This window comes from Vibrio sp. 16 (assembly GCF_963681195.1).
GTDB classification, from domain to species: Bacteria; Pseudomonadota; Gammaproteobacteria; order Enterobacterales; family Vibrionaceae; genus Vibrio; species Vibrio sinaloensis_D.
In genome coordinates, this window is record NZ_OY808998.1 from 14,168 (window position 1) to 35,813 (window position 21,646).

At 45.2% G+C, this 21,646-nt stretch carries 16 protein-coding genes; 8 read left to right on the forward strand and 8 right to left on the reverse strand.

The genetic code is table 11. The features are described from left to right. Positions 1 to 141: 141 nt before the first annotated feature. Together U9J37_RS14330 and glgC are read left to right on the forward strand one after the other, a co-directional pair. Entirely contained in the window at positions 142 to 2,043 is a 1,902-nt protein-coding gene (locus tag U9J37_RS14330) for a diguanylate cyclase (RefSeq protein ID WP_005471180.1), read from the forward strand. 140 nt (positions 2,044 to 2,183) lie between these two features. Then, positions 2,184 to 3,410: a glucose-1-phosphate adenylyltransferase gene (gene glgC, locus U9J37_RS14335; protein WP_269722136.1), complete on the forward strand. Its 1,227-nt coding sequence runs from the start codon at positions 2,184 to 2,186 to the stop codon at positions 3,408 to 3,410. A 59-nt stretch (positions 3,411 to 3,469) separates the two neighbouring features. On the opposite strand, the gene U9J37_RS14340 is transcribed toward glgC, so the two are convergent. Together U9J37_RS14340 and U9J37_RS14345 are read right to left on the reverse strand one after the other, a co-directional pair. Then, positions 3,470 to 6,628 carry a chitinase C-terminal domain-containing protein gene (locus U9J37_RS14340; RefSeq protein ID WP_043886806.1) on the reverse strand — a complete coding sequence of 1,053 codons (3,159 nt, stop codon included), beginning with the start codon at positions 6,626 to 6,628 and terminating at the stop codon, positions 3,470 to 3,472. A 402-nt stretch (positions 6,629 to 7,030) separates the two neighbouring features. Further along, entirely contained in the window at positions 7,031 to 7,918 is an 888-nt protein-coding gene (locus U9J37_RS14345; RefSeq protein ID WP_005471415.1) for an AraC family transcriptional regulator, read from the reverse strand. Positions 7,919 to 8,070: 152 nt separating this feature from the next. Here U9J37_RS14345 and U9J37_RS14350 point away from each other — a divergent pair, with 152 nt between their 5' ends. Both U9J37_RS14350 and U9J37_RS14355 read left to right on the forward strand, forming a co-directional pair. Continuing rightward, entirely contained in the window at positions 8,071 to 9,219 is a 1,149-nt protein-coding gene (locus tag U9J37_RS14350; protein ID WP_005471283.1) for an iron-containing alcohol dehydrogenase, read from the forward strand. Between the two features lie 65 nt (positions 9,220 to 9,284). Beyond that, positions 9,285 to 9,917, forward strand: a complete 633-nt coding sequence (locus tag U9J37_RS14355) for a lysoplasmalogenase (RefSeq protein WP_005471226.1) — start codon at positions 9,285 to 9,287, stop codon at positions 9,915 to 9,917. Between the two features lie 3 nt (positions 9,918 to 9,920). Here U9J37_RS14355 and U9J37_RS14360 read toward each other — a convergent pair whose 3' ends face one another. Together U9J37_RS14360 and torS are read right to left on the reverse strand one after the other, a co-directional pair. Then, positions 9,921 to 10,442 (reverse strand): GNAT family N-acetyltransferase, encoded by a 522-nt coding sequence (locus U9J37_RS14360; protein WP_038187212.1) that lies wholly within the window; start codon positions 10,440 to 10,442, stop codon positions 9,921 to 9,923. Between the two features lie 9 nt (positions 10,443 to 10,451). Next, positions 10,452 to 13,325: a TMAO reductase system sensor histidine kinase/response regulator TorS gene (torS, locus tag U9J37_RS14365; RefSeq protein WP_005471250.1), complete on the reverse strand. Its 2,874-nt coding sequence runs from the start codon at positions 13,323 to 13,325 to the stop codon at positions 10,452 to 10,454. Positions 13,326 to 13,405: 80 nt separating this feature from the next. On the opposite strand from torS, the gene torT reads away from it, so the two are divergent. Then, the gene (torT, locus tag U9J37_RS14370; RefSeq protein WP_005471390.1) at positions 13,406 to 14,416 is read left to right on the forward strand and encodes a TMAO reductase system periplasmic protein TorT; all 1,011 of its coding nucleotides are present in this window, start codon (positions 13,406 to 13,408) and stop codon (positions 14,414 to 14,416) included. Positions 14,417 to 14,425: 9 nt separating this feature from the next. Beyond that, positions 14,426 to 14,881: a methylglyoxal synthase gene (locus U9J37_RS14375; protein WP_005471369.1), complete on the forward strand. Its 456-nt coding sequence runs from the start codon at positions 14,426 to 14,428 to the stop codon at positions 14,879 to 14,881. 37 nt (positions 14,882 to 14,918) lie between these two features. Here the strand turns inward: U9J37_RS14375 and U9J37_RS14380 are convergent, their stop codons facing one another. Continuing rightward, positions 14,919 to 15,824 carry a DMT family transporter gene (locus U9J37_RS14380; protein WP_043886805.1) on the reverse strand — a complete coding sequence of 302 codons (906 nt, stop codon included), beginning with the start codon at positions 15,822 to 15,824 and terminating at the stop codon, positions 14,919 to 14,921. Between the two features lie 90 nt (positions 15,825 to 15,914). Between U9J37_RS14380 and U9J37_RS14385 the strand changes: the two genes are divergently transcribed. Then, a complete protein-coding gene (locus U9J37_RS14385; protein WP_005471246.1) occupies positions 15,915 to 17,351 on the forward strand; it encodes an aminotransferase-like domain-containing protein in 1,437 nt (478 codons plus the stop codon). A 463-nt stretch (positions 17,352 to 17,814) separates the two neighbouring features. Here the strand turns inward: U9J37_RS14385 and U9J37_RS14390 are convergent, their stop codons facing one another. From U9J37_RS14390 to U9J37_RS14400, 3 genes are all read right to left on the reverse strand, one after another. Continuing rightward, positions 17,815 to 18,462, reverse strand: a complete 648-nt coding sequence (locus tag U9J37_RS14390; protein ID WP_005471310.1) for an HAD-IA family hydrolase — start codon at positions 18,460 to 18,462, stop codon at positions 17,815 to 17,817. Positions 18,463 to 18,606: 144 nt separating this feature from the next. Continuing rightward, a complete protein-coding gene (locus tag U9J37_RS14395; RefSeq protein WP_232280811.1) occupies positions 18,607 to 20,382 on the reverse strand; it encodes an HD domain-containing phosphohydrolase in 1,776 nt (591 codons plus the stop codon). A 71-nt stretch (positions 20,383 to 20,453) separates the two neighbouring features. Next, positions 20,454 to 20,966 (reverse strand): hypothetical protein, encoded by a 513-nt coding sequence (locus tag U9J37_RS14400; RefSeq protein WP_005471220.1) that lies wholly within the window; start codon positions 20,964 to 20,966, stop codon positions 20,454 to 20,456. A 171-nt stretch (positions 20,967 to 21,137) separates the two neighbouring features. Here U9J37_RS14400 and U9J37_RS14405 point away from each other — a divergent pair, with 171 nt between their 5' ends. Beyond that, positions 21,138 to 21,608 (forward strand): CreA family protein, encoded by a 471-nt coding sequence (locus U9J37_RS14405; protein WP_005471353.1) that lies wholly within the window; start codon positions 21,138 to 21,140, stop codon positions 21,606 to 21,608. Positions 21,609 to 21,646: the final 38 nt, after the last annotated feature.

Consider the following 21,646-nt stretch of genomic DNA (forward strand, 5'->3'; position numbering starts at 1 on the left):
GTGTACGTTTTGCTTACTCACGCTATACTCCCTCTAAGGCGACAGGCAGTGTGTCCTATTATGCACGGATGCTCACAGTAATTGATTGATGAATCGTATATTATTCATTCCTTATACAACTTTCGGACTATATAATCGGCAATGTTATCTTCTCGCTATAAGTTAGTACTTCAGTTTTTCGTTACTTTTTGCGCACTTGCCATCGTCCCCTCGCTCTATTTCTACAGCGAAAGTCAAAAAATCCATGATACCGCAGCAGTCGCCGTTGAGCAGAGTAATCGAAATAAACTCGAATACTCGAAAGCTGAGTTGCAAGTGACTTTAACCAAGATAAATACGTCTTTGCGTTCACTTGCTTCAAATGGTCTATTCAATCAAGCGATCGTGTCACCAACGGAGTCTAACCTCAATGCTCTTAAAGAGTTTTGGCTGTTAGTCACTCAAACTCAGGGCGTATATGCGCAACTGCGTTTCCTCGACACCCAAGGTCAAGAGCTGATAAGGATAAACAGCAGTGAGCGAGTGTCTGAAATCGTTAGTGAAGAGCGTCTCCAATACAAAGGCGATCGCGATTACTTTCATTATGCTCAAACGTTGCGTCCCGGTGAGCTGGGCGTTTATGGCATCGATTTACAGCAGGAACATGGTAAATACGTAATGCCTTTGAAACCCGCATATCGGATCATCATTCCTGTCGCGCTGAATGGTGCCGTTCAGGGGTATTTCATTGCCAATTTGGATTTGCCGCGCATTTATAAGGCACTGTCCTACAAAAGAAACAGCGCTAACTTACCAAGCATTCTTGATCAAGATGGCTTCTATTTACTGACCAACACTGACGACCCTATCTTCGGTAACGTGATTAAAGAGCATCGAGAATCGAACCTGGCCAACCAATACCCTACTATCTGGTCCAAAATAAAAACCACGAATTCTGGGACTGAAAGAGAGGCCGATACTTGGATTTCATACTCAAAAGCCGAGCTCTCTCATGGTAATACCGTAAACAAGGTAATCTTTGTTATTCGTTCGGATGCCAATGCCATGTCAGATATCACCAGAAATGCGGAGATCAACTTAGCGATTCAAGCAACTTTCCTTTTTGTCATTATTTTCTTGATAACCCTTGGTTTCGTCACTTGGAATTACAACCATGAGAAAAACAGCATGGCGAGTAAAATTGCCCGAGCTGCAATGAATGGTATGTCGGCGATGGTCATAACCGACCACAACAACCGCATTATCCAAGTTAATGAAGAATTTACCCGAGTCAGTGGTTATGAACTAGAAGACGTTATCGGCAAGCAGCCTTCGACATTTGCTTCAGGAAAACACAATCAAGAATTTTATATGGAGATGTGGAAAGAGCTTGAGCTCCACGGAATCTGGGAAGGTGAAGTGGTCAATAAGCGTCGTGATGGTTCAAAAATCACGGAAATTTTACGCATTCAAACGGTCAAAGATAAGCACAATGTGATTCAGTTTTACGTGGCGTCATTTATTGATATTACCCACCGCAAAGAACTGGAAAACCGATTAAGAGAGCTCAGTGAGCGAGACCCGCTGACGGGACTGTGGAACCGTCGTAAGTTTGATGCTGAGATGTCATCGCTGTCATTAAAAACGAAACGTTATCCAAACAGCGAAACGGCGACACTGGCTCTACTCGATATTGACCACTTTAAACGCATCAACGACACATACGGGCATGACAAAGGCGATGTGACCATCAAAGAAGTTGCGCGCATTTTAACTAACCATCTACGAGAGACAGATGTCGTTGCTCGGATCGGCGGTGAAGAATTTGCGATTATCATGCCTCATACCCCACTCAATGAAGCAGAAATCGTGATTAACCGCGTTCGAACTGCGATTCACATTGAAACTTCCCTCAACATCACAATCAGTGGCGGTATTACAGAAATTGGTCCGACGGCAGGCAACAGTTACAAACGTGCCGATATTGCTCTCTACGAGTCGAAAACGCTTGGGCGCAATCAAGTTAACATTTTGTCAGTGGTCGAGTCCGACTCCATTGCTTAGTTTTGGTGCACATTAGAAAAATGCCTGCACCAATTTAACTCAGGCTTGTCGTAGCTTTCGTACTTATCTCATTTAAATCATCAGCTTAAAATTTGGCGTGTTTCTTGTACTCATATCCATATGGATCACTTTGCACCGTTATGGAGAACAGAATGCAAGACACGCTCACAATTATCTTAGCCGGTGGAATGGGCTCAAGACTTAGCCCTCTCACCGATCATCGCGCGAAACCTGCGGTACCGTTTGGCGGTAAGTATCGAATCATTGACTTCACATTAACCAATTGTCTGCACTCTGGGCTTCGTCAGATACTTGTCCTCACCCAGTACAAATCGCATTCACTACAAAAACATCTCCGTGACGGTTGGTCTATTTTCAATCCTGAGTTAGGGGAATTTGTCACTGTCGTCCCTCCGCAAATGCGTGGTGGCGGCAAATGGTATGAAGGAACAGCTGACGCCATCTATCACAATTTATGGCTATTAGAGCGCAGCGACGCCAAGCATGTGATTGTGTTATCGGGTGACCATATTTATCGCATGGATTATGCAGAGATGCTCAAAGATCACATTGCCAACGAAGCAAAACTGACCATTGCGTGTATGGATGTCCCCAGAGAAGAAGCGTCTGCGTTTGGCGTTCTGTCGTGTGATTCAAACCATCAAGTCGACTCATTTATTGAAAAGCCCATTGATCCGCCTTCGATGCCGACCAACGACAGTCGCAGCTTAGTTTCGATGGGCATCTATATTTTTGAGCGTGAGACGCTGCAAGAAGCGCTATTAGAAGATGCTCAGAATGAAGCCTCATCACACGATTTTGGCAAAGACATCATTCCAACACTTATCGATAAACAGTGCGTTTACGGTTATAACTTCTGCCAAGACAGAGGGCGTGTTGCAAAAGACTGTTATTGGCGCGATGTGGGAACAATTGATTCTTTTTATCAAGCGAATATGGATTTATTAGAGCCGATTCCACCGATGAACCTTTATCAATCGAATTGGGGCATTCGCACTTATGAACCTCAATTCCCACCAGCTCGTACTGTTTCTTCGGCTACTGGAAATGAAGGGATTTTCATCAATTCAATGATCGCGAACGGCGTTGTTAACTCAGGCGGCTCGGTGCAACATAGCGTTATCTCCTCAAATGTGAAGATCCATGATAGTGCGACCATTGTAGACAGCATTTTGTTTGATGATGTGGAGGTTGGTGAAGGATGCAAACTCGTCAACTGCATCATCGATAAACACGTAAAGATTCCGCCCAATACTGAAATTGGACTCAATCAAGTCGAGGACGCGAAGCGTTTTCATGTTTCTGAATCCGGTGTAGTTGTTGTGCCAGAAAGCTATCAATTCTAGGACAACGAAAACGAAAAAAGCCTTGGTTTACACCAAGGCTTTCGTTTAGTTAATGTTGGTTATTGTGGACACGGTAGCTCGTCCCAGAACCAATTTGATTGAGTTGGAGACTCCCAGCTTCCTGGGCTGTTTTTGGCTACAAAGCACTTACCGTTATAGCTGTAGATTTCGCCGTTAACCGCTTTGGTTGTACCTGGTTCCCATGTCGTCACTGTGCCCGAGCCAGTGTTGCCGTCAGTATCACCCCCGGTATCGCCACCCGTGTTACCGCCATTCCCTGAGCCTAAGTCAGCTAGTGGGAGGTCTGGTTGCTCGAACTTAAAGGCGTAATCCACACCGTTAATATTGACGGTATAGTTTGCAGGACCTGAAATTGGTAAGTAGTAAACCATATCGAGCTCGTAAGTGCCGCCCGCAGGTAGCTCTTTCCATGAAGGTAAACTAAAGGCGACTCTGTGCATTGTTCCATCAAGGCCACCAATATTGTTTGCACGTGTATGACCTGATGCAATAACCGTTAAGCCACCGCCCGACTGATCTTTAGCATTGTCTGGTGCCGATACTGGAATATCAAACTGGAATTCAGTACCACCAGGAATCGCTTGCCCTGTGTTGTTAGTAAACGTCACTTTCGGGTTAATCGGATAGTTTTGATCTCCAACTTTAAAACCGCCAACTGATACTGAAATATCAACCGCTTCGGTCGGAACTGCGCCCGTCGCAATCTTATTACCATACGGAGTCGCTGATTTGAACTTGTCATAGATGGCTTTTGTCATGGTGTTACCCATATGGTATTCACCATTACCGGTCGCACAAGCCTGTTCAGTCACATCGACTGACGTGCGTTGGCCATTTGCATCTAGCACGTAACAGTTATAGTCACCGGCCAGCTCCCAGAACATGATGCCGCCGATTTCTTTGTCAATGACATAGTCTGCTTTTACGTTAACTGATGCTTCGTCTTCCGTAGAGAGGAACACAGACTTCTCAGCATTCCAAAGCCAAGGAGCGACAGCAACACTGTCGTAGTTACGTACATATGTGCCAACTAAGCGATCGCTAGGATCATTGACCGGATCAAGTTTGTAAGCATCAGTGTATGTACCCCAAATGCCATGCTCTAGGTTTTTCGCATGCCACATTGGACCTGAACCTGCCCCCATTTCATTTCCTTTAGGGTCAGTGTCGTGCCACATGTTATCGATACCAATTGCGCCGTTACCGCAGTTGTTCTTCTCGCCTTCACCTGTACCTTCAGGACATTGAGATTGATTCGGTAGCGCTGCTCTGCCCCACAAACCATTGGTTCCGCCAGTTACACCTTGCCAACCACGAGTATAATATGGGACACCAATGTTGATACGCCCAGCAGGCATAGAGCCTCTAAAGTAGTGGTAAGCCCAGTCAGTGTTTAGATAACCTATTCCTCCGTATGCAGCGGTGTTGTATACATTCCACTGCGCCAACTCAGAGTCTTCACCTGTATCGAACAACGCGGCGTTGTGGCCTACGTGATCATTCCACGCACCGTGCAGGTCATAAGACATGATATTGACGTAATCCAAGTATTTGGTTACATCAAACGTTTCCATTCCGCGTAGTAGGTAACCAGAAGAAGGTGCAGCGATCGTTAGCATGTAATGAACGCCGTCTTGAGCCGATGCAGCATCGAGCTTCTCACGAAGTACTTTCATCAGTTCCTGATAAGATGCCCACAAATATGGACGACGAGGCTCCATGAATGCTTTGTCATAAGGGTTGCCCGCGCCAGCCATTGAAGTTGGGTATTCGTAATCAATATCCAAACCGTCAAACTTGTAAGTACGCATCATTTCGACTGCAGACGCTGCAAACTTTTCAATCCCCGCATGGTTGATCGAGCCATCAGCGTTGGTTGTCATGGTGTAGAATCCGCCATCAGCTACGCGGTTACCATCTGCACCAAAGTGCCCACCTGTTTCAGCCCATCCCCCGATTGAAATGAGTGTCTTAACGCCATAGCGCTCTTTGTAAGTCGCAAGTGCACCGAAGTGGCCTTTAAAGCCTAATGTTGGGTCAATATCTACCCCTGCCCACTCTTTGCCCGTTGCGGCGTTGTTCGGATCGTTCACATCACCTAAGTTAACTTTGCCATCTGGCCCAATACCAACGAAGGCGTAGTTAATATGAGTCAACTGCTCCCAAGGAATATCTTTAACTAGGTAGGCCGCTTGCGGGTCATCGCCCGCCCGCCAACTCGTGAAGTAACCAATTACGCGGCGAGGGTGATCAGCGCCCATTTGCTCGCGTCCTTCTTCATCGTAGATCGTACAGTAAGGGACGTTAACGCCTTCAGTTTGATACAAGCCGTCTGGACGACAATTTGCAGCCGTAGGTAAACCAGTTACTTTAAGGGCAACAGCGGTCGAGTTTGTTGATTTGCCAAGGTTATCCGTCGCTTTTGCATAAATGGATAGCGTACCCGCAGCCGTTGTCGTGTAGTCTAGCGTATAAGGCGGTGTTACCGTTGTACCAACTAATTGACCTGCAACGTAGAAATCTACTTTATCCACTGAGCCATCGCTATCTGCTGCGTTCGCTGTCAGAGTGACCACACTACCAACTTCTACGTTAGCGGATGAAAGTGTCACATCAACGGTTGGGGCAAGGTTACCAGGCTGCGAAGCATCTACAGTAATTGCTGTTGTGCTTACCACGCTTGCTTCACCTTGATCATCAAAAGCGGTAGCGCTTACGCTGTGGTTGCCTGCCGTTGCCGTCCAATCAACGGTGTATGGTGCACTAGTTGCGTTACCTACGACAACGCCATCAACTTGAAACTCAACACGAGCAACAGAACCATCACTATCACTTGCAGATGCAGCCAGTGAGATCACGGCGCCTTCTGTAATGGAGTCTGTCGCTAATGGTGCGGTTAGTGAAACAACAGGAGGTTCATTGACAACTACACCGCCGTCACAACTTCCTAGTGATTTCCAGAAACCCCAAGGTCCTGCGGTTTCAGAAGGGTTATTGCCTTGTGTCCAATAGTTCGCTTGGTACGCTTCGTTTACGTGTTGTACTTGGTCGCCGCCATTATAAACTGAAGTGCTATCCCAGTTGGGTAGCGCACTACAATCCACCGCCGCATAGCTATTGAACGCAATCAGGCAAGACGCGCTTAACGTGCTCAATGTGAACACACGTCTACTCGCATTTCCTTTTGACAGGTGCATAAAGTTGTATCCTTAAGTTATTGTTTCAACGTATTAAATTCTCTGCATATCGAGCAGAAACTTAAAACTCTTTCCGAAATAACCATAGATAACACTGCGAAAATCACACCTAGAAAAAGGTTATATTCCCAATTGTCTCGCAAATGGATGTACATTTGTTGCAACGATTTGTTACTTATTTTGCATCAATAACCAAATTTTGATTTATTTTATAAACAAAAAAATAAGCCTCTGAGCTGGCTCGCAAAGAGGCTTATTTATCGAGGAGAGTGACTAGATCTCCTATAGGGGTATGTAGTAATTATCAATGAGATCTGTTAATCCTTTTGATTTACTGCGAGCTATTATGAATAATTCTTATTCATATAAAAACAGTAATTATGTAAAGACATCTTTCCCCTTTTAACTAGCGAGTTTTAAACCTTTTGGCGTTTGGTTAAAGTGCCGTTTGTACTCACGTGAAAATTGGGAACTGCTGTTGTAACCCACTAGCCTTGCCGCATCATTGACCTTTTTTCCCTCTAGCTGAATCAACTCTTTTGCTTTGTTTAAGCGTACTTTTTTAATGTACTGAATGGGTGTCTCGAGCGTGACCTCCCTAAAAGCATGATGGAAAGCTGAGGTGCTCATGTTTGCCACTTCTGCCAACGACTGCACAGTTAAGTTTTCAGCGTATTCCTCGTGGACTTTTTCTAACGCCCTCGCCACTCTGGCATAGTGACCGTCGTAGCCTGCCAAGTTGAACAGCACATGCCCTTCTGCACTTTGTAACGCCCGATAAACCAACTCTTCTTTGAGACAGTCACCGAGTATTTTCGATTCATACGGATCGCAAAGTGCGCTCATGACGCGAATACAAGTGTCGAGCATACCTTTGTCCATCGACACTGACTTCAAACCCAAGTTATCGGTTTGTTGAGACTGCGAAGGTCTAAATCCCAGTTTCTCTAACCGTGCAACTTGACGGTGCAGCATCTGCAAATCGATGTCGATGGAAAGTCCGAGAAGTGGCTCTCCATCTTTCGCTAGTGCTTCACACTCTAATGGCATGGGGACGCCGACAACCAGATAATCTTCAGGACCATAAGCAACGGGCTGATTGCCAATGTAGATATTCTTGTGCCCCTGCCCTAGCACGATTACTCCAGACTGATAGACAAATGGCTGACGTTCGTTGCCTTTGCTACTGCGATAGAACCACACGCCTTCAATGTCAGTGTGATGAATCCCCTCAAGATTGTTCAAATCGTGAAGGTCAACGTAAGTTTGCATCAACGTCGCTAATTTCATTATTCCGCCCTCGTGTAGAAAGCCAAGGTAACAGATTTATAGAAATAGGCAATAAATCTAGAGAATTTTACCTATTGAAACGTCGCTTTTCACACTAATATGCATAGACAGTCAAAGCAAATAAAGACAACTCCTAGACAAGAGGCACTGATATGCAATTTTCTTATGCGAATCCAACACAGATCTTTTTTGGTCAAGGTCAAATCTCTTCAATTACCCAATCTCTTCCAAATGACTCGAAAGTTTTAGTGATTTATGGCGGTGGTTCGATCAAGCGCAATGGCGTTTACGACCAAGTGACGAAAACACTTGCTGACTACGAATGGTATGAGTTCTCGGGTGTTGAACCTAACCCGACGAAAGAAACGCTAGATGAAGCGGTCGCAATCGTAAAAGAAAAGAGTATTGATTTCATTCTCGCAGTCGGTGGTGGCTCCGTTATTGATGGCTCTAAATACGTTGCGGCAGCGTCTCACTATGATGGTGACGGCTGGGATATCTTAACTGGCCAATATCAAGTATCGAGTGCAGTTTCCTTGGGCGCTATCCTGACGTTGCCAGCGACAGGCTCTGAGTCGAATATGGGCGCTGTCATCACCAAAGCGGAAACACACACGAAACTTGCCTTCCTGTCACCGTTTGTACAGCCAAAGTTTGCAGTGTTAGATCCGGATGTGATGAAAACGCTGCCAGAAAAACAGCTCTTAAACGGCATTGTCGACGCGTGGGTCCACGTTTGTGAGCAATACCTGACAAGTCAACATGGCGCGATGGTTCAAGATGGCTATGCAGAAACATTATTGAAAACGCTCAAGTCACTAGGTGATTCATTTGATCAGCGTGACAATGACCAATGGCGTGCAAATCTAATGTGGTCAGCGAACCAAGCGCTAAACGGCTTGATTGGTTCTGGTGTACCTCAAGATTGGGCGACGCACATGATCGGCCACGAAATGACAGCGCTGTGGGGCGTTGACCATGCGCGTTCATTGGCGATTGTTCAACCTTCTCTACTAAGGCATCAAATTGAAGCAAAACGCGCCAAACTAGAGCAAATGGGAATCAATGTCTTTGGTTTACAGCACAGCACAGATCTTGCCGAGAAAACCATTGACGCGATTGAGCAATTCTACGCATCAATGAACGTGGATACGCAATTTAGTGATTACGAGTCGACCAAAGCTCAAGCCGTTGACGCTGTTGTTACTCAACTATCTGAACATGGCATGACCAAGCTTGGTGAGCATCAGCAGATTGGCCTAGAAGAAAGTCGACAAATCTTAGAGCAAGCTATTGCTTAGAGCGGTCACTCCACTTACCCTAAAAGCAGCATTAATATGCTGCTTTTCTTTTTTGAGTTGGTCTTATGTGGTTTGTGATTGTCAGTTTATGTGTGATACACATTTGGAGTATTGAGCACAAAAATCGTTGGCTGTTTTACGTTTCGAAGGCAATGCCCGTTGTTTTAATGTCTGCGCTAGCCTATCAAAGCAGTGATTCCTACTCAGGTTACTCATTTCTTATTGCCTTAGGTCTGCTCGTTAGCGCAATTGGCGACTTGTTCCTAATGCACCCCAAAGACAAGTTTTTGCCCGGTTTAGTGAGCTTTTTTGTCGCGCACCTTGTGTATGGTTACGCGTTTTTTAGCCAAGCAGATGAGCATTTCACACACTGGGTGCCAGCGATACTGTTTAGCCTTGGTTTAATTATCTACCTGCTGTTATTACCAACCCTTGATAAGATGCGAGCCCCAGTCGCTGTCTACTCGGTTGCCATTCTTTTGATGGCTTGGGGCGCCATTGAAGTGTGGATTGATGTGCGTAACCCGTTTGCAGGATACGCCGCGATGGGCGCGTTAGTGTTTATTGTCTCTGATGTGGTGCTGGCGGTTGATAGATTTCGAAGCAGCTCGGCGTTTTCTCGTCACGTAATCATGGTGACCTACTATACGGCTCAGATATTACTCACGCTGTCAGCTCTGGCAGAAAGCTATCGATAATCCCTACACCTCATAGCGATAAATAAGGTCATCGTATTCAATGCCGCCGATGGTATAGGCATTTGGCTCCCGTTCTTTAAGTTGAAAACCTACTTTCTCAAGTACTTTGCAAGACGCAATATTGCCATCTGTCACGATCGCGTTGAAGGTTTCTATCGGGAAATGCTGTTGCGCGTATTTCACTAAAGCCAATAAAGATTCCGTACCCATACCTTTCCCATGAAACTCAGGCAGAAGCAGGTATCCAACTTCAACGCATTCAGTTTTGGTCTCTGAGTGACATAGCCCAGTCACTCCAACGGTATTACCCGATGCTTTGTCTTTAATTACCAAACAAAGCCAATGCTGGCTACCCCAACGCCATAAAGGGAGTCTGCTGTTAAAACGCGCGCGGATTTCCTCTTTTGACGGCTTATCAAATGCGTACTTAATCACCTCTTCATCTTGGTGTAAGCGCTCAAACAAACTCCAATCAGACTCCTGAATTGAGCGCATTATGAGATTTGAGGATTCAATGAGTAGCATGAGGTTTCCTTAGTTAATTAGCGATTCTAGTGCCTGTCTCGACTGCTGTGTGAGCTCTTCCAAGCGGACGCGATTTTCAAGATAGCAATTTAGTGGTTGATTGTCTTTCTCTATAGATTGGCAAAGCTCAAACAATGCAATGAGTCCTAAACTGCCCGCAGATCCCTTCAGCTTATGAGTCAATTGTTTTACCTGATACTCATCGTTAAGGTCGGCTGCTGTGCGAATAGCTTGCAAAATCTCGTCGCTACCAACGGCAAAAAGGTCGACAATCTCTGCCATCTTGGTTTCACCCAACACCGCTAAATCTGACTCAAACACCTTACGTTCAATGATGGTTGTGCTCGTCACGTTTTTCTCCTGGTCTTTTTTGTCTTGGGGAAGAATTAACGACTTACCCTCAAGACAATTCTGGATCAGTGCACACAACTCATCTTTATCGAGAGGTTTTGGCAAATAACCATCAAACCCCGCGGCAAGATAGCTTTCTACTTCCTCATTGAATACGTGTGCTGACACCGCAACCATTGGCGTCGATGTATCGTCAAGTACTCGCAACTCATTCATCAACTCGACGCCGTTGCAATCAGGCAAATTAATATCGAGCAAGACAATATCGTACTGTTGCTGCTCGAAACACTGTTTCGCTGATTTCCCATCGATTGCTGTTTCAACTTCGTGACCAAGGCTTGCCAAGAAGCCTTCCGCCACTAGACAGTTCACAGGGTTATCTTCTACAAGTAGCACTTTAGCGATAAGGTCGCAATGAGTCGTTGCGTCAATGGCTTCGACTTCGTTGCCCACTTCCAAAGGGATACTAAACCAAAAACGGCTGCCTTTCCCCAAATCAGAATCGACTTGCAACTCTCCGCCCATCGCTTCGACTATCTTTTTGCTGATGGCCAAACCGAGCCCTGTTCCGCCTTTAGATGACAAGCCACCCGAAGCTTGCGTAAACGCATCAAACAAGTTTTTTTGCTCTTTAGGGGAAATACCAATCCCTGAATCTGAAACTTCAAATAAAACGTGCCCTGCACGCTCTGGATCATTGGCGACGTATATATCGACATGACCCGAATCTGTGAATTTAATGGCATTGCCAACCAAATTATTGAGCACCTGACTGATACGAGTCACATCCCCTTTCCAAAACGTCGTGACGTCAGATTCGATCAATGCGCTCAATTCGAGTTGTTTTTCTGCTGCTCGCCCACTGAGCAATTGTTCAACGTCTTCCACCATCGCTTTGAGGTTAAAGTCCTTGGTTCGAATTTCTAAATGTCCCGCTTCGATTTTCGAGTAGTCGAGAACATCGTTCAAAATGGCTAACAAAGTGGAACCGCTACGGTTGATGACGTCGACATAACGGCTTTGCTGGCTGTTTAGCCCTTCGTCTTTAAGTAACCGTGCCGTGCCGAGTACCCCATTCATCGGAGTCCGAATTTCGTGACTCATGGTAGCTAGGAACGCCGATTTCGCTCTGCTTGCTTGTTCTGCCTGAAGCCGTGCTTGAGCGTGATTGAGCACCTCTTCATTGAGTCGAGCATTGGCTTTTTGTAACTGATGGGTACGCTCTGTGACCAGTTCTTCAAGGTGCTCTTTGTGCTCTTCTAACTCGCGCTTGGCTTTTACCTCACTCTCGGCAACGACTTTCAGCGCTTGAGCGGTGTTTCTAGCGGTAATGATCGCTTGCCCCATATGAGCAAGCTCGTCATTGCCCTTCACCGTAACATCGACTTTGAGTTGCCCTTGTGCGATAGAAGAGAGGGCTGATGAGTATTCCGCTAAACGTTTGACTACCTGAACATACACCACTCGCCAGACGATCAGCACCACAATCAGCATGCCCAACACTGTAATAATAGTCAGTGTAAGTTGTGCATAGTCGAGAGTGGTTTTTAATTCATCGACGGCTCTTGTGGTCGCAACGTTGGATTCATCAACCAAACGGCTTACCGTTGCGTTAAGCTCAGAAAACTGATTTAAAGTATCTTGCATTAGCTGTTGAGCGGCTTTTTCGTTGCTGTTGCGCTGCTGTAGCACATCAAACACAACTTCACGCTGCTCTAATTTGCTCAGTAGATCCGACATTTGAATAGAACGAGTCGGATCCTCTACCGCTCTGACGCGTCGTTTCATGATCTGTAGGTTGTTGGTAAATTCTTCTCGAATCGTGTGAATACGCGCTAAATCAGAAATTGTGCGAACTTCTTCAATATGATTCAGCATCTTAAACGCCAACAGATGAAGCTCATGCAGACGTTCTGCCAAATCTAAATCGACTTCAACTAAAGTATCTAACGCTTTATAAGCGGTATCGATTTGTTGCTGCTCTAATAGGTCATAGATGTGAGTAACGTTGGCAACTGCGATGGTTGACGTATTCGCGACTTGAGTACGAGTCAGTTGTTCGAGTTCTGATGCAAGTTGACGAAGCTCTTCCGTTCGGACGAGCAGATCGTCTGCAATAAACAGACGCTTTTCCACCACAATGCCCAGTTGGGCAAGTGTATCAATAACATGTTGAACGTCGCTTTCGAGTTTGGTGAGTAATTTGGAATCAAAAGAGTCAGACCCGAGCTGTTTGATGTGGCTTAATAGCGTTTCCAGTTGCGAAAACAACTCTTTTCCCGATGCTTGCCTTTGCTGCTCTGTCTTTGCATTGGCTAGCCCTTGCACTGACGAGATAATGCGTGAGCTCAACTCCGAAACCTGCCGAGCTTCAAGCATTGAAGGAATGGCAGTATTGACGACGTTCCGTTCTGTTTTCGCGACTGAGCTAAAGCCAAACACGCCGATCAACGCTGATATCAGAACCAGCAATGCCATAGCCAAAAACGCAAACAGCAGCTTACGTCCGATACTGGCCTTTGCTAATAACATCGAGATACTTCACTTTTTAAGTCTGATAGAATGCGCTATATTCTGCAGTGTTTAACCTCCATTTTCCAATGAAATGCACTATGTCTTTGATCTCCTCCGTGACTAAGCTCCTTTTACCAACCGGTCTGTTGATCAGCGGTTTATTTAGCGTTGGCGCTCAAGCGGAAGATCAGCTAAAAATCTGCGCAATCTACCCTCACCTTAAAGATTCTTATTGGTTGTCTGTTAATTACGGGATGGTCGATGAATCACGAATCAACAATGTCGATTTGCGTGTCCTTGAGGCGGGCGGATATTTAAACTTGGAGAAACAAAAAGAACATTTGCAACTGTGCGTACGCTGGGATGCGGATGCCATTATTCTAGGAACGGTTGCGCCGGACCTATACTATGACTCTTTGCGCCAATACACTGGCTCAATTCCGGTTTTTGCTACCGTAAACCAGTTAGTACTCGACGATTTTAATCGTACTGTGCTAAAAGGTGAGGTCGGTGTTGATTGGTATTGGATGGGGTTTTACACGGGCGAATACCTCAGTCAAAAGCACCCGAAGGGTTCAGGAGAAACAAACATCGTTTTGCTTCCCGGCCCTAAATCTAGCGGTGGTACCAAGCCAGTTATCAGAGGTTTTTACTCAGCGATTAAGGACAGCGATTTGCAGATCGTGGATACGCTATGGGCAGATAACGACAAAGAGTTACAGCGTAACCTAGTGCAGCAAGCGATAGAGCACGACGACCTCGACTATATTGTTGGCAGTGCGGTGGCGATCGAGGCTGCCATCAGTGAACTACGTAGCGTAAACAAGTCGGATCAAGTTGGTTTGGTCTCGACTTATTTAAGTCATGGTGTTTACCGTGGTTTGCTGCGATCACGCGTCGAGTTCGCTCCAACCGATAAAATGGTTGAGCAAGGACGGCTTTCCGTCCGTCAGGCGATTGCTTATCTCAATGGCGAACCATACAAGCACAACGAAGCGCCAATCATTGAAGCATTAACACCAAACAAACTTAATCGCCAGGTGATTGCACAGTCGCTGTCACCTTCTGAATATCGCCCTACATTTTATGTCTATAACGAGAACAATTAGGAAGTCTGAATGGAAAAGACAATTCGTACCATCCCTGCACACAAACATGTCGCTCTGGTTGCCCATGACAACTGCAAGCCGGAACTATTGCGCTGGGTTAACGAAAACAAAGAAAAGTTACAACGCCACTTTTTGTACGCGACCGGCACGACTGGCTCTATGTTAAGCAAAGAAACGGGCTTAGCTATTAAATCGATGATTAGCGGCCCAATGGGCGGTGACCAACAACTCGGTGCGCTAATCTCCGAAGGGAAAATCGACGTGCTGATTTTCTTCTGGGATCCACTAAACGCTGTTCCTCACGATCCAGATGTAAAAGCCCTACTTCGTATCGCCAGCGTGTGGAACATCCCCGTTGCGACAAACAGAGCTTCGGCGAAGTTCTTGTTTTCCTCTGAGCTGATGGAAAAAGAAGTCGATATCGAAGTGCCAGATTACGAAGCCTACCTAGCAAAACGCACTTAATACCAAACGCCTGCTCACAGCAGGCATTTTTCATTCGCTATTTGGAGTCGCACTCTCTTAGAACTGGCTGCTCGCTCGGTTTATGACCACGCTGAGTAACCAAATAGACCGCAAACGCTGCTAGTATAAATCCAAGTATTCCCATCGCATCCAACGACTCACCAAACATCAACCAAGCTTGAATTGCGGTCACTGGTGGCACTAGGTAGAAAACCGATGCAACACTCGACGCCGCGCCATGTTTTACCATATATAAGAGCAGCAACACGGCGGCACAAGACAAGACTATAACTAGCCACCCGAGTGTCAGTACAAATTCAACGTCCCATTGAACCGTCATGGTTTCGAACATCAGGGCATAAGGCAAAAATAGAAGCAACGCGGCAAAGTACTGAACCAGCGCACTCCCCACCATATCAAGGTCATGACAGTACCGTTTCTGATATAACGTACCCAATGTGATGCCAATTAAAGCAAATACACATACCCCAACCGCTAGAACTTTATCTGTGTCAGATTGCCACTCCATTTTGCCGAGTAAGACCAGTGTAATTCCAAGAAACCCGAGCGCCAATCCAAACCACTGAGCTTTTGAAAAGTGTTGATTGGCAAAGCTAACTAACAATACAGCCGTCACGATAGGTTGTGTACCAACGAGCAAAGAACACAAACCTGAAGGCATTCCGAGCCCTATAGCCACATAACTCCCTCCTAGGTAGAAACCGTGGATCAGCACGCCAACAACGAAAGCATGCCAAAAACCAGCCCCTGTTGGCACGCGGCGGCGGAGAAAAATAACAATCAAGGTAAATAGCGCCACATTGGCGAGCATCCTTATCGTAAGCAACGTCGCCGGTTCTGCATATTGCAGCCCTAACCGAGCGCCGACAAATCCTGAAGCCCACAACACAACGAATACAAAGGGAACCATCCTGATAAACATAAACTCACACCAACATTGTTTTTTTATTGACTGAAGTTGCTAATGTAATGGGTACACATTCTTTTAATAGTGACAGTTTGGTTGAGTTTTATGGGTACAGATTTATACGGAGCGAAGCAAAGCAAATATCAGAGTGTTATTGACTATCTGCGAAATGCCATCGAATCAGGCGTATTCCAAAGTGGAGACAAGCTCCCTTCGATCAGGCAGCTTAGTGAACGACTGTCTGTGAGCAAAAACACTGTGATACGTGCCTATCAAGAGCTTGAAGCGATTGGCGTCCTTGAGGCTGTCTCTAAGTCGGGCTACCGAGTGCTCGCATCAATAGAAGAGAAGATAGAAACAGTCGCGCCGTCTGAGGTCGATTTGTTGGGTGTATGCAAAGAAATTCTATCGTATCCTGATTACAAGGAGCTATTGCCAACAGGCTCCGCTCACCCCTGTATTGATGCGCCCGCTATTCGGTCTCTATATGCTGAAATTGGCAGACAGAGTCGTCAACAAGCAAACATTCTCAGCCATTATCAGCTTCCTCCCGGTGAACCATTGCTCGTAAAACAACTTGCCAAGTTAACTCAGGAACTAGGTACACCCGCGCCAATCAGCGAGTTGCTAGTCACCCATGGTGCACAACAAGCGATCAGTTTAGCGTTACGAGCAACGACTCAACCCGGAGATATCATCGCCGTTGAATCCCCTTGCTACTTCGGCACTTTATTGCTCCTTGAGTCTCTGGGCTTGCAAGCGGTTGAGATTCCGAGTTGCCCACGTGATGGCATTAAAATTAACGCATTGAAAGAGGCCATTGCCCGTTGGGACATTCGAGCCATTATTGTGACACCCAATTTTGCTAATCCCACCGGCTCCTTAATGCCTCTCAATGCGCGACGTGACATACTTACGACCCCTTCTACGATTCCAATCATTGAAGATGACGTGTTTGGCTGTTTGAGCTACCAACCTCAGTTGCCCAGCATTCGCTCACTAGACACAGAGCAACGTGTCATCTACGTGAATTCGTTGTCCAAAAACCTAGATTCACGACTGAGAATTGGTTGGATGCTCGCTGGTCAATATCGACAAACGATCGAAAAACTCTTGCTTTGCGACAACATGGGGAGCTTAAATTTGATGCAGTCTGCCGTCGGAACGTTTCTAAGTTCGGGAAAGTACAAAGCGCACCTCACAAGGATGACTCGCCTTTATCAGAGTAATGTTAAGCAGTTTTTGAATGAGTTCCATCAAAGCGCGAGTCAATATCCAAAACTGAAAGGCCGTTATCGAGTCGTTCCTGTTTCTGGTTCATTTCTCTTATGGATTCAGCTACCTGAGCAAACTGATTGCTTTGCTTTATATCGAGATTGCAAAGCCAATAAAGTGAGTATTTTGCCTGGCTCAGTATTTGGTACTTCGGGGCAATACCAGCACTACTTTCGTATTAGTGTTGCCAACCTTAGTTTATACCGGAACTGGAAAGAGGGTGTTGAATTGTTGGTCAAGTTAGTAGCACAGCATGTTGAAGCTTAATAATGAAATTGCTATTGATTCGATTTATAGGATTTTACCGTTTTATAGTGAATTGCTTCCCATTATTTGGACAAACCACTACCCGTCAGAAATACCAAACGGTACGTTAGACTAAAATAGAATAGCTAGTAAGTTTTAAGACTAGTAGTTTAGATAACCATAATAGAAAGAATAACTAGCAACCTTAGTTCGCTCTTTTGCTGCAGGAGTAACTCACAATGACCAAACCTAATAATGAAGAGACGCTTTGCTGCCCACTTTGCGGCAGTGATGAATATTTACTATCTAATACGAACAAATTTCTCTGTGCTGAATGTGGCTCTTTTTTCGAAGACGTCGATAAAATAGTCGTTCATCAACCTCATGTGCAGCTGTTGATCCATCAACGGTTAAATCGAGTCGCCACCCATCACGCTTATCACTAATTTTTGTTTAAAGGCCACAATTTACGTGGCCTTTAATTTTAAACACACTGTTCTAACTCTTTTAAATGGCGAATTTTTTCAATGTTCAGTTCATGAGCGCGTTCATTGATACCGATTAAATGGACCGTTTTAACGCCCGCTCTAACCCCTGCTTCTAGGCCCTTTGGCGTATCATCAACATACATACACTCTTCAAGTCGAAAACCCATGTTCATCGCGCTGTACATCACCAAATCGGGCTCGGGTTTCCAACTGTTAGTATCAAACGCTGAGAATATTTTGCCCTTAAATTGAGGCAACAACCCCGTCAGCTCAAGTGCTCGTTCGATTTTGACTCTTGGTCCATTCGAGGCAACACAATACTCTATCCCTCTGGTATCGAAGTAGTCGAGCACGTCAAACACACCTTCCATTGGTTGTAACCGCGCATCAAATAGTCCATCTAAGTAATCTCTATAGACGGGCTCGAGCTTATCAATAGACACTTTTACACCCAGACGTTGCTTCGTCATTGATAAAATGTCGGCCAGCTTTCCCCCTTCAAAGTGACTGATGGCATCCTCCATCGATAGCTTTGCGCCAAAATGGTTGAACGCTTGGCACAACGCTTCACAGCACAAACGCTCACTATCGACAAGCGTGCCGTCACAATCAAAAATTACACATTTAATTTGAGGTTTTGTCATTATTATTACCTTCTTAATTCGCCATGAGAAATAATAAGCGAGAAGAGGTAAGTTCGCATGATTGGCTTAACAGAATCTGAATAAGCGCTCCATTGAATATAAAAATTCAATGGTGAGTCACTGTTTGGGGTTAGTTGAACAAAGTTACACCGCGATAGATAGTTGCTCTTTTACGGTGTCTGGATAGCAATGTCGTATCGCAGTAAATTCTGAATAGTGATCTATTAGAAGAGACGTTAACTCTGGGTCAAACTCTTTACCCGCCTGATGAATAAAGTGTGCTTTGACTTCTTCGTTTGTCCAAGCGCGTTTGTAACAGCGCACACTCAGGAGGGCATCGAAGACATCGGCAATGGCTGTAATTCGTGCAAAAATATGAATTTGTTGGTCAGATAGGCCATTGGGATAACCAGTACCATCCCACTTTTCATGATGCTGATACGCGATGATTGCCGCCATCTTAAACATCTCCCCTTTGGAGCTGCTCAATAAGTTGTAACCGGCATGAGTATGCGTTTTCATTACTTCCCATTCGTCAGCAGTCAACTTACCCGGTTTATCGAGAATCGCCTCCGGGATAGAGATCTTGCCGACGTCATGCATCGGACTGACAATTTCAAGCATTTCAATTTCGCGATGAGTCAACCCAGCAAGTTTCCCCAAGTGTGCGGATAGCTTTGCAACTCGCTTTACGTGGTTTCCTGTCTCTCCAGAGCGCGTTTCTATTGCCTCTCCGAGAACATGTATCATTTCTTTCTGCACTTGCATGGTTTTCTTTTGCAACTCAACGATCTTACGACTCTTTAAATTGAGCTCTCTCTTTTGACTGATCGTTCGAGATTGGTTAATGATGACCGCGAGTAAACAGAAGAACGAGACTAATGAATACCCTATCGTTTCGATGTTATCTCTAACATAGCTTTTTGGCGGGTTTAGTAGTACCACGTCATCTGGTAGGAGTTCTTGATCAAGGTTATGTTTTATGAATGCTTGATATTCGACCACCGCCCGAGATCCGGAATGTGCGATATCAAGCCCCGACATATCAAACGATAAAGAGCGAGCCAACTCTACAGCCATTTGCTCACCGATATCCTCTGGTCGGTTGACCACGCCCCCAACCACACCGTGATTGATGTAGAACTCCCAGAAGACAAAAATTGGTGCAGCACTTTTTTCCGCGAGGGTATGCGCAATTTGTTCGTAACTGTAGTAGTGACCTTTGTCGACCTCTGTATTGTAGTGTGAAAGTATCACCGCATCTGTTTTACCCAATGTCGTCAGCCATTGCGCCGTGTTTTCAAGGCTTTTCCCCTCCACAATCGTCAACGGAATATCAGCTAGAAGACTGGTCTCGAGCTCCTGCTCAAATGCTGTTTTGATCAAGCTCGCCGTGTGACTCGAGTCAGTCAACAAATAAAGGTTTTCCCAGCTTTGATTTAACGAGTCGAGGAAATTTAACGTTCCTTGAATGTCATCGCGTTCATAGAGAATCATAGCTTTATCGGTTACATGATCGAGAGATGCAGAGAAATCGTTGACGCCACCGGCAATGATAGGAAGGCCAGCAAATGGATTGGGGGACCAGCGACTAACGAGTCTCTGAGCATTGTCGTCGGTAAGGAGAACCGCATCAAAATGGTAGTTATCGTACTTAATCGCAAAATACTGCTTAAATGCATCGAGATAAGTTTCAGAAGTAATGCGCTTTGTGTCTAAGTACTCTATTGAGAGTTTAACGGGTTCTGGATACTGATTGGTAATCCGCTCAATACCTTGTTGGAACTGAGTTGTCCATTGGTATGAGGGCTCATAAGAGTGGATGATGAGTACATGTTTAGGTTGCCAATGCTCAACGTGAGCAAAAGCGGAAGGAGTGCAGACCGCAATGAGTAAATAGACAAACCGACGCAACAGCAAGATGAAAGATTCTTATAACGATGGAGATGCCACAGACTAACATATTGAATGCACGTCGCATTTAGTAATCATTAGATTTCTAGATAGACGTCACTATATTCACTTGAGTTAACATTCAACTTGTTGACCAACAATAAAGAAAACGCGTGCTTATTAGCCAAAGTTTGATTTTGTGTTAACACGACGTCTGACACCAGTAACTGATTATCCACTTGGGTTAGGATTGCCGCTCCAACTGGCTCCCCTTCTTTAAAAGCGAGGTACAAAGTACAGGGATCAGAGTAGATGATTTGAGTAAGAAACTCGACAATCAGTTCTTGTTCGCTTTGCTGCTCCCAACGTTTAGATTGCAATAACGCAAACATGACTGTTAGGCGATGAAAATCGACAAGAAATAGGTCATCGCTAGTCAAACCAATATCAGCACTCACTGCGGTATCTAATGGGACGACTGACGATTGAGCGGCTGTAGACAAGTATAACGAACGACCTGCTAAACTCTCTTTGGTTGGATATTGGACATCTATCTGTTCTGACAACCAATTATTTTTCGTTTTAGCGATTTCTATGCCGGATACTTTCATTTGAATAACTTGTGTCGATATTTTGCGTCAGCTTATCGGTAAGCACACGTGTAAACAAGTGTTTTCTTGGCTATTCGGTATCACATCGAAAGCTGATATGCTAAGAGCATAGACGGCACATGATAGAGTCGTCACTCAGAAATCAACCCTTTGTTTAGGATGAACTTCGTTATGATAAAAAAGATTACAGTGGCTTCAATTCTTGCTCTTTCCCTTTCAGCTTGTGATAGCGGTGAAGTTGGTGATGTTAGTCTTGGCCTTTTTACAATGAAAGATATCAAACTCAATCACATGCAAGATCCCATTGTAACGGGTGTGACCTGTCACGTTGCGTCGATTGAAGCGGATTTCAGCCTAGCTGACCCAAGTGACAGCTCTATCTCCTGCCGTCAAACTGGTGAAATTACGCCAGAGATGATCGCTCAGATCGACAAATCGGATTCAGGGGAAGTTGTCTTCAAAAAATCAAAAAGTATCTTCTTCAAAAGCATGAAGATTCGCCGAATTTTAGACGTCGAAAACCAGACAATTATGTACCTGTCTTATTCTACAAAAGAAACCTCTGGTAGCTTCAAACATAGCTTGTCTACGGTTCCACTTTGGGGAACAAAAGCGTTCGGTACATTCACTGCTGATAAATAGAACAGTCAAGTGCCAAACTCTGAAGTTTGGCACTCTTC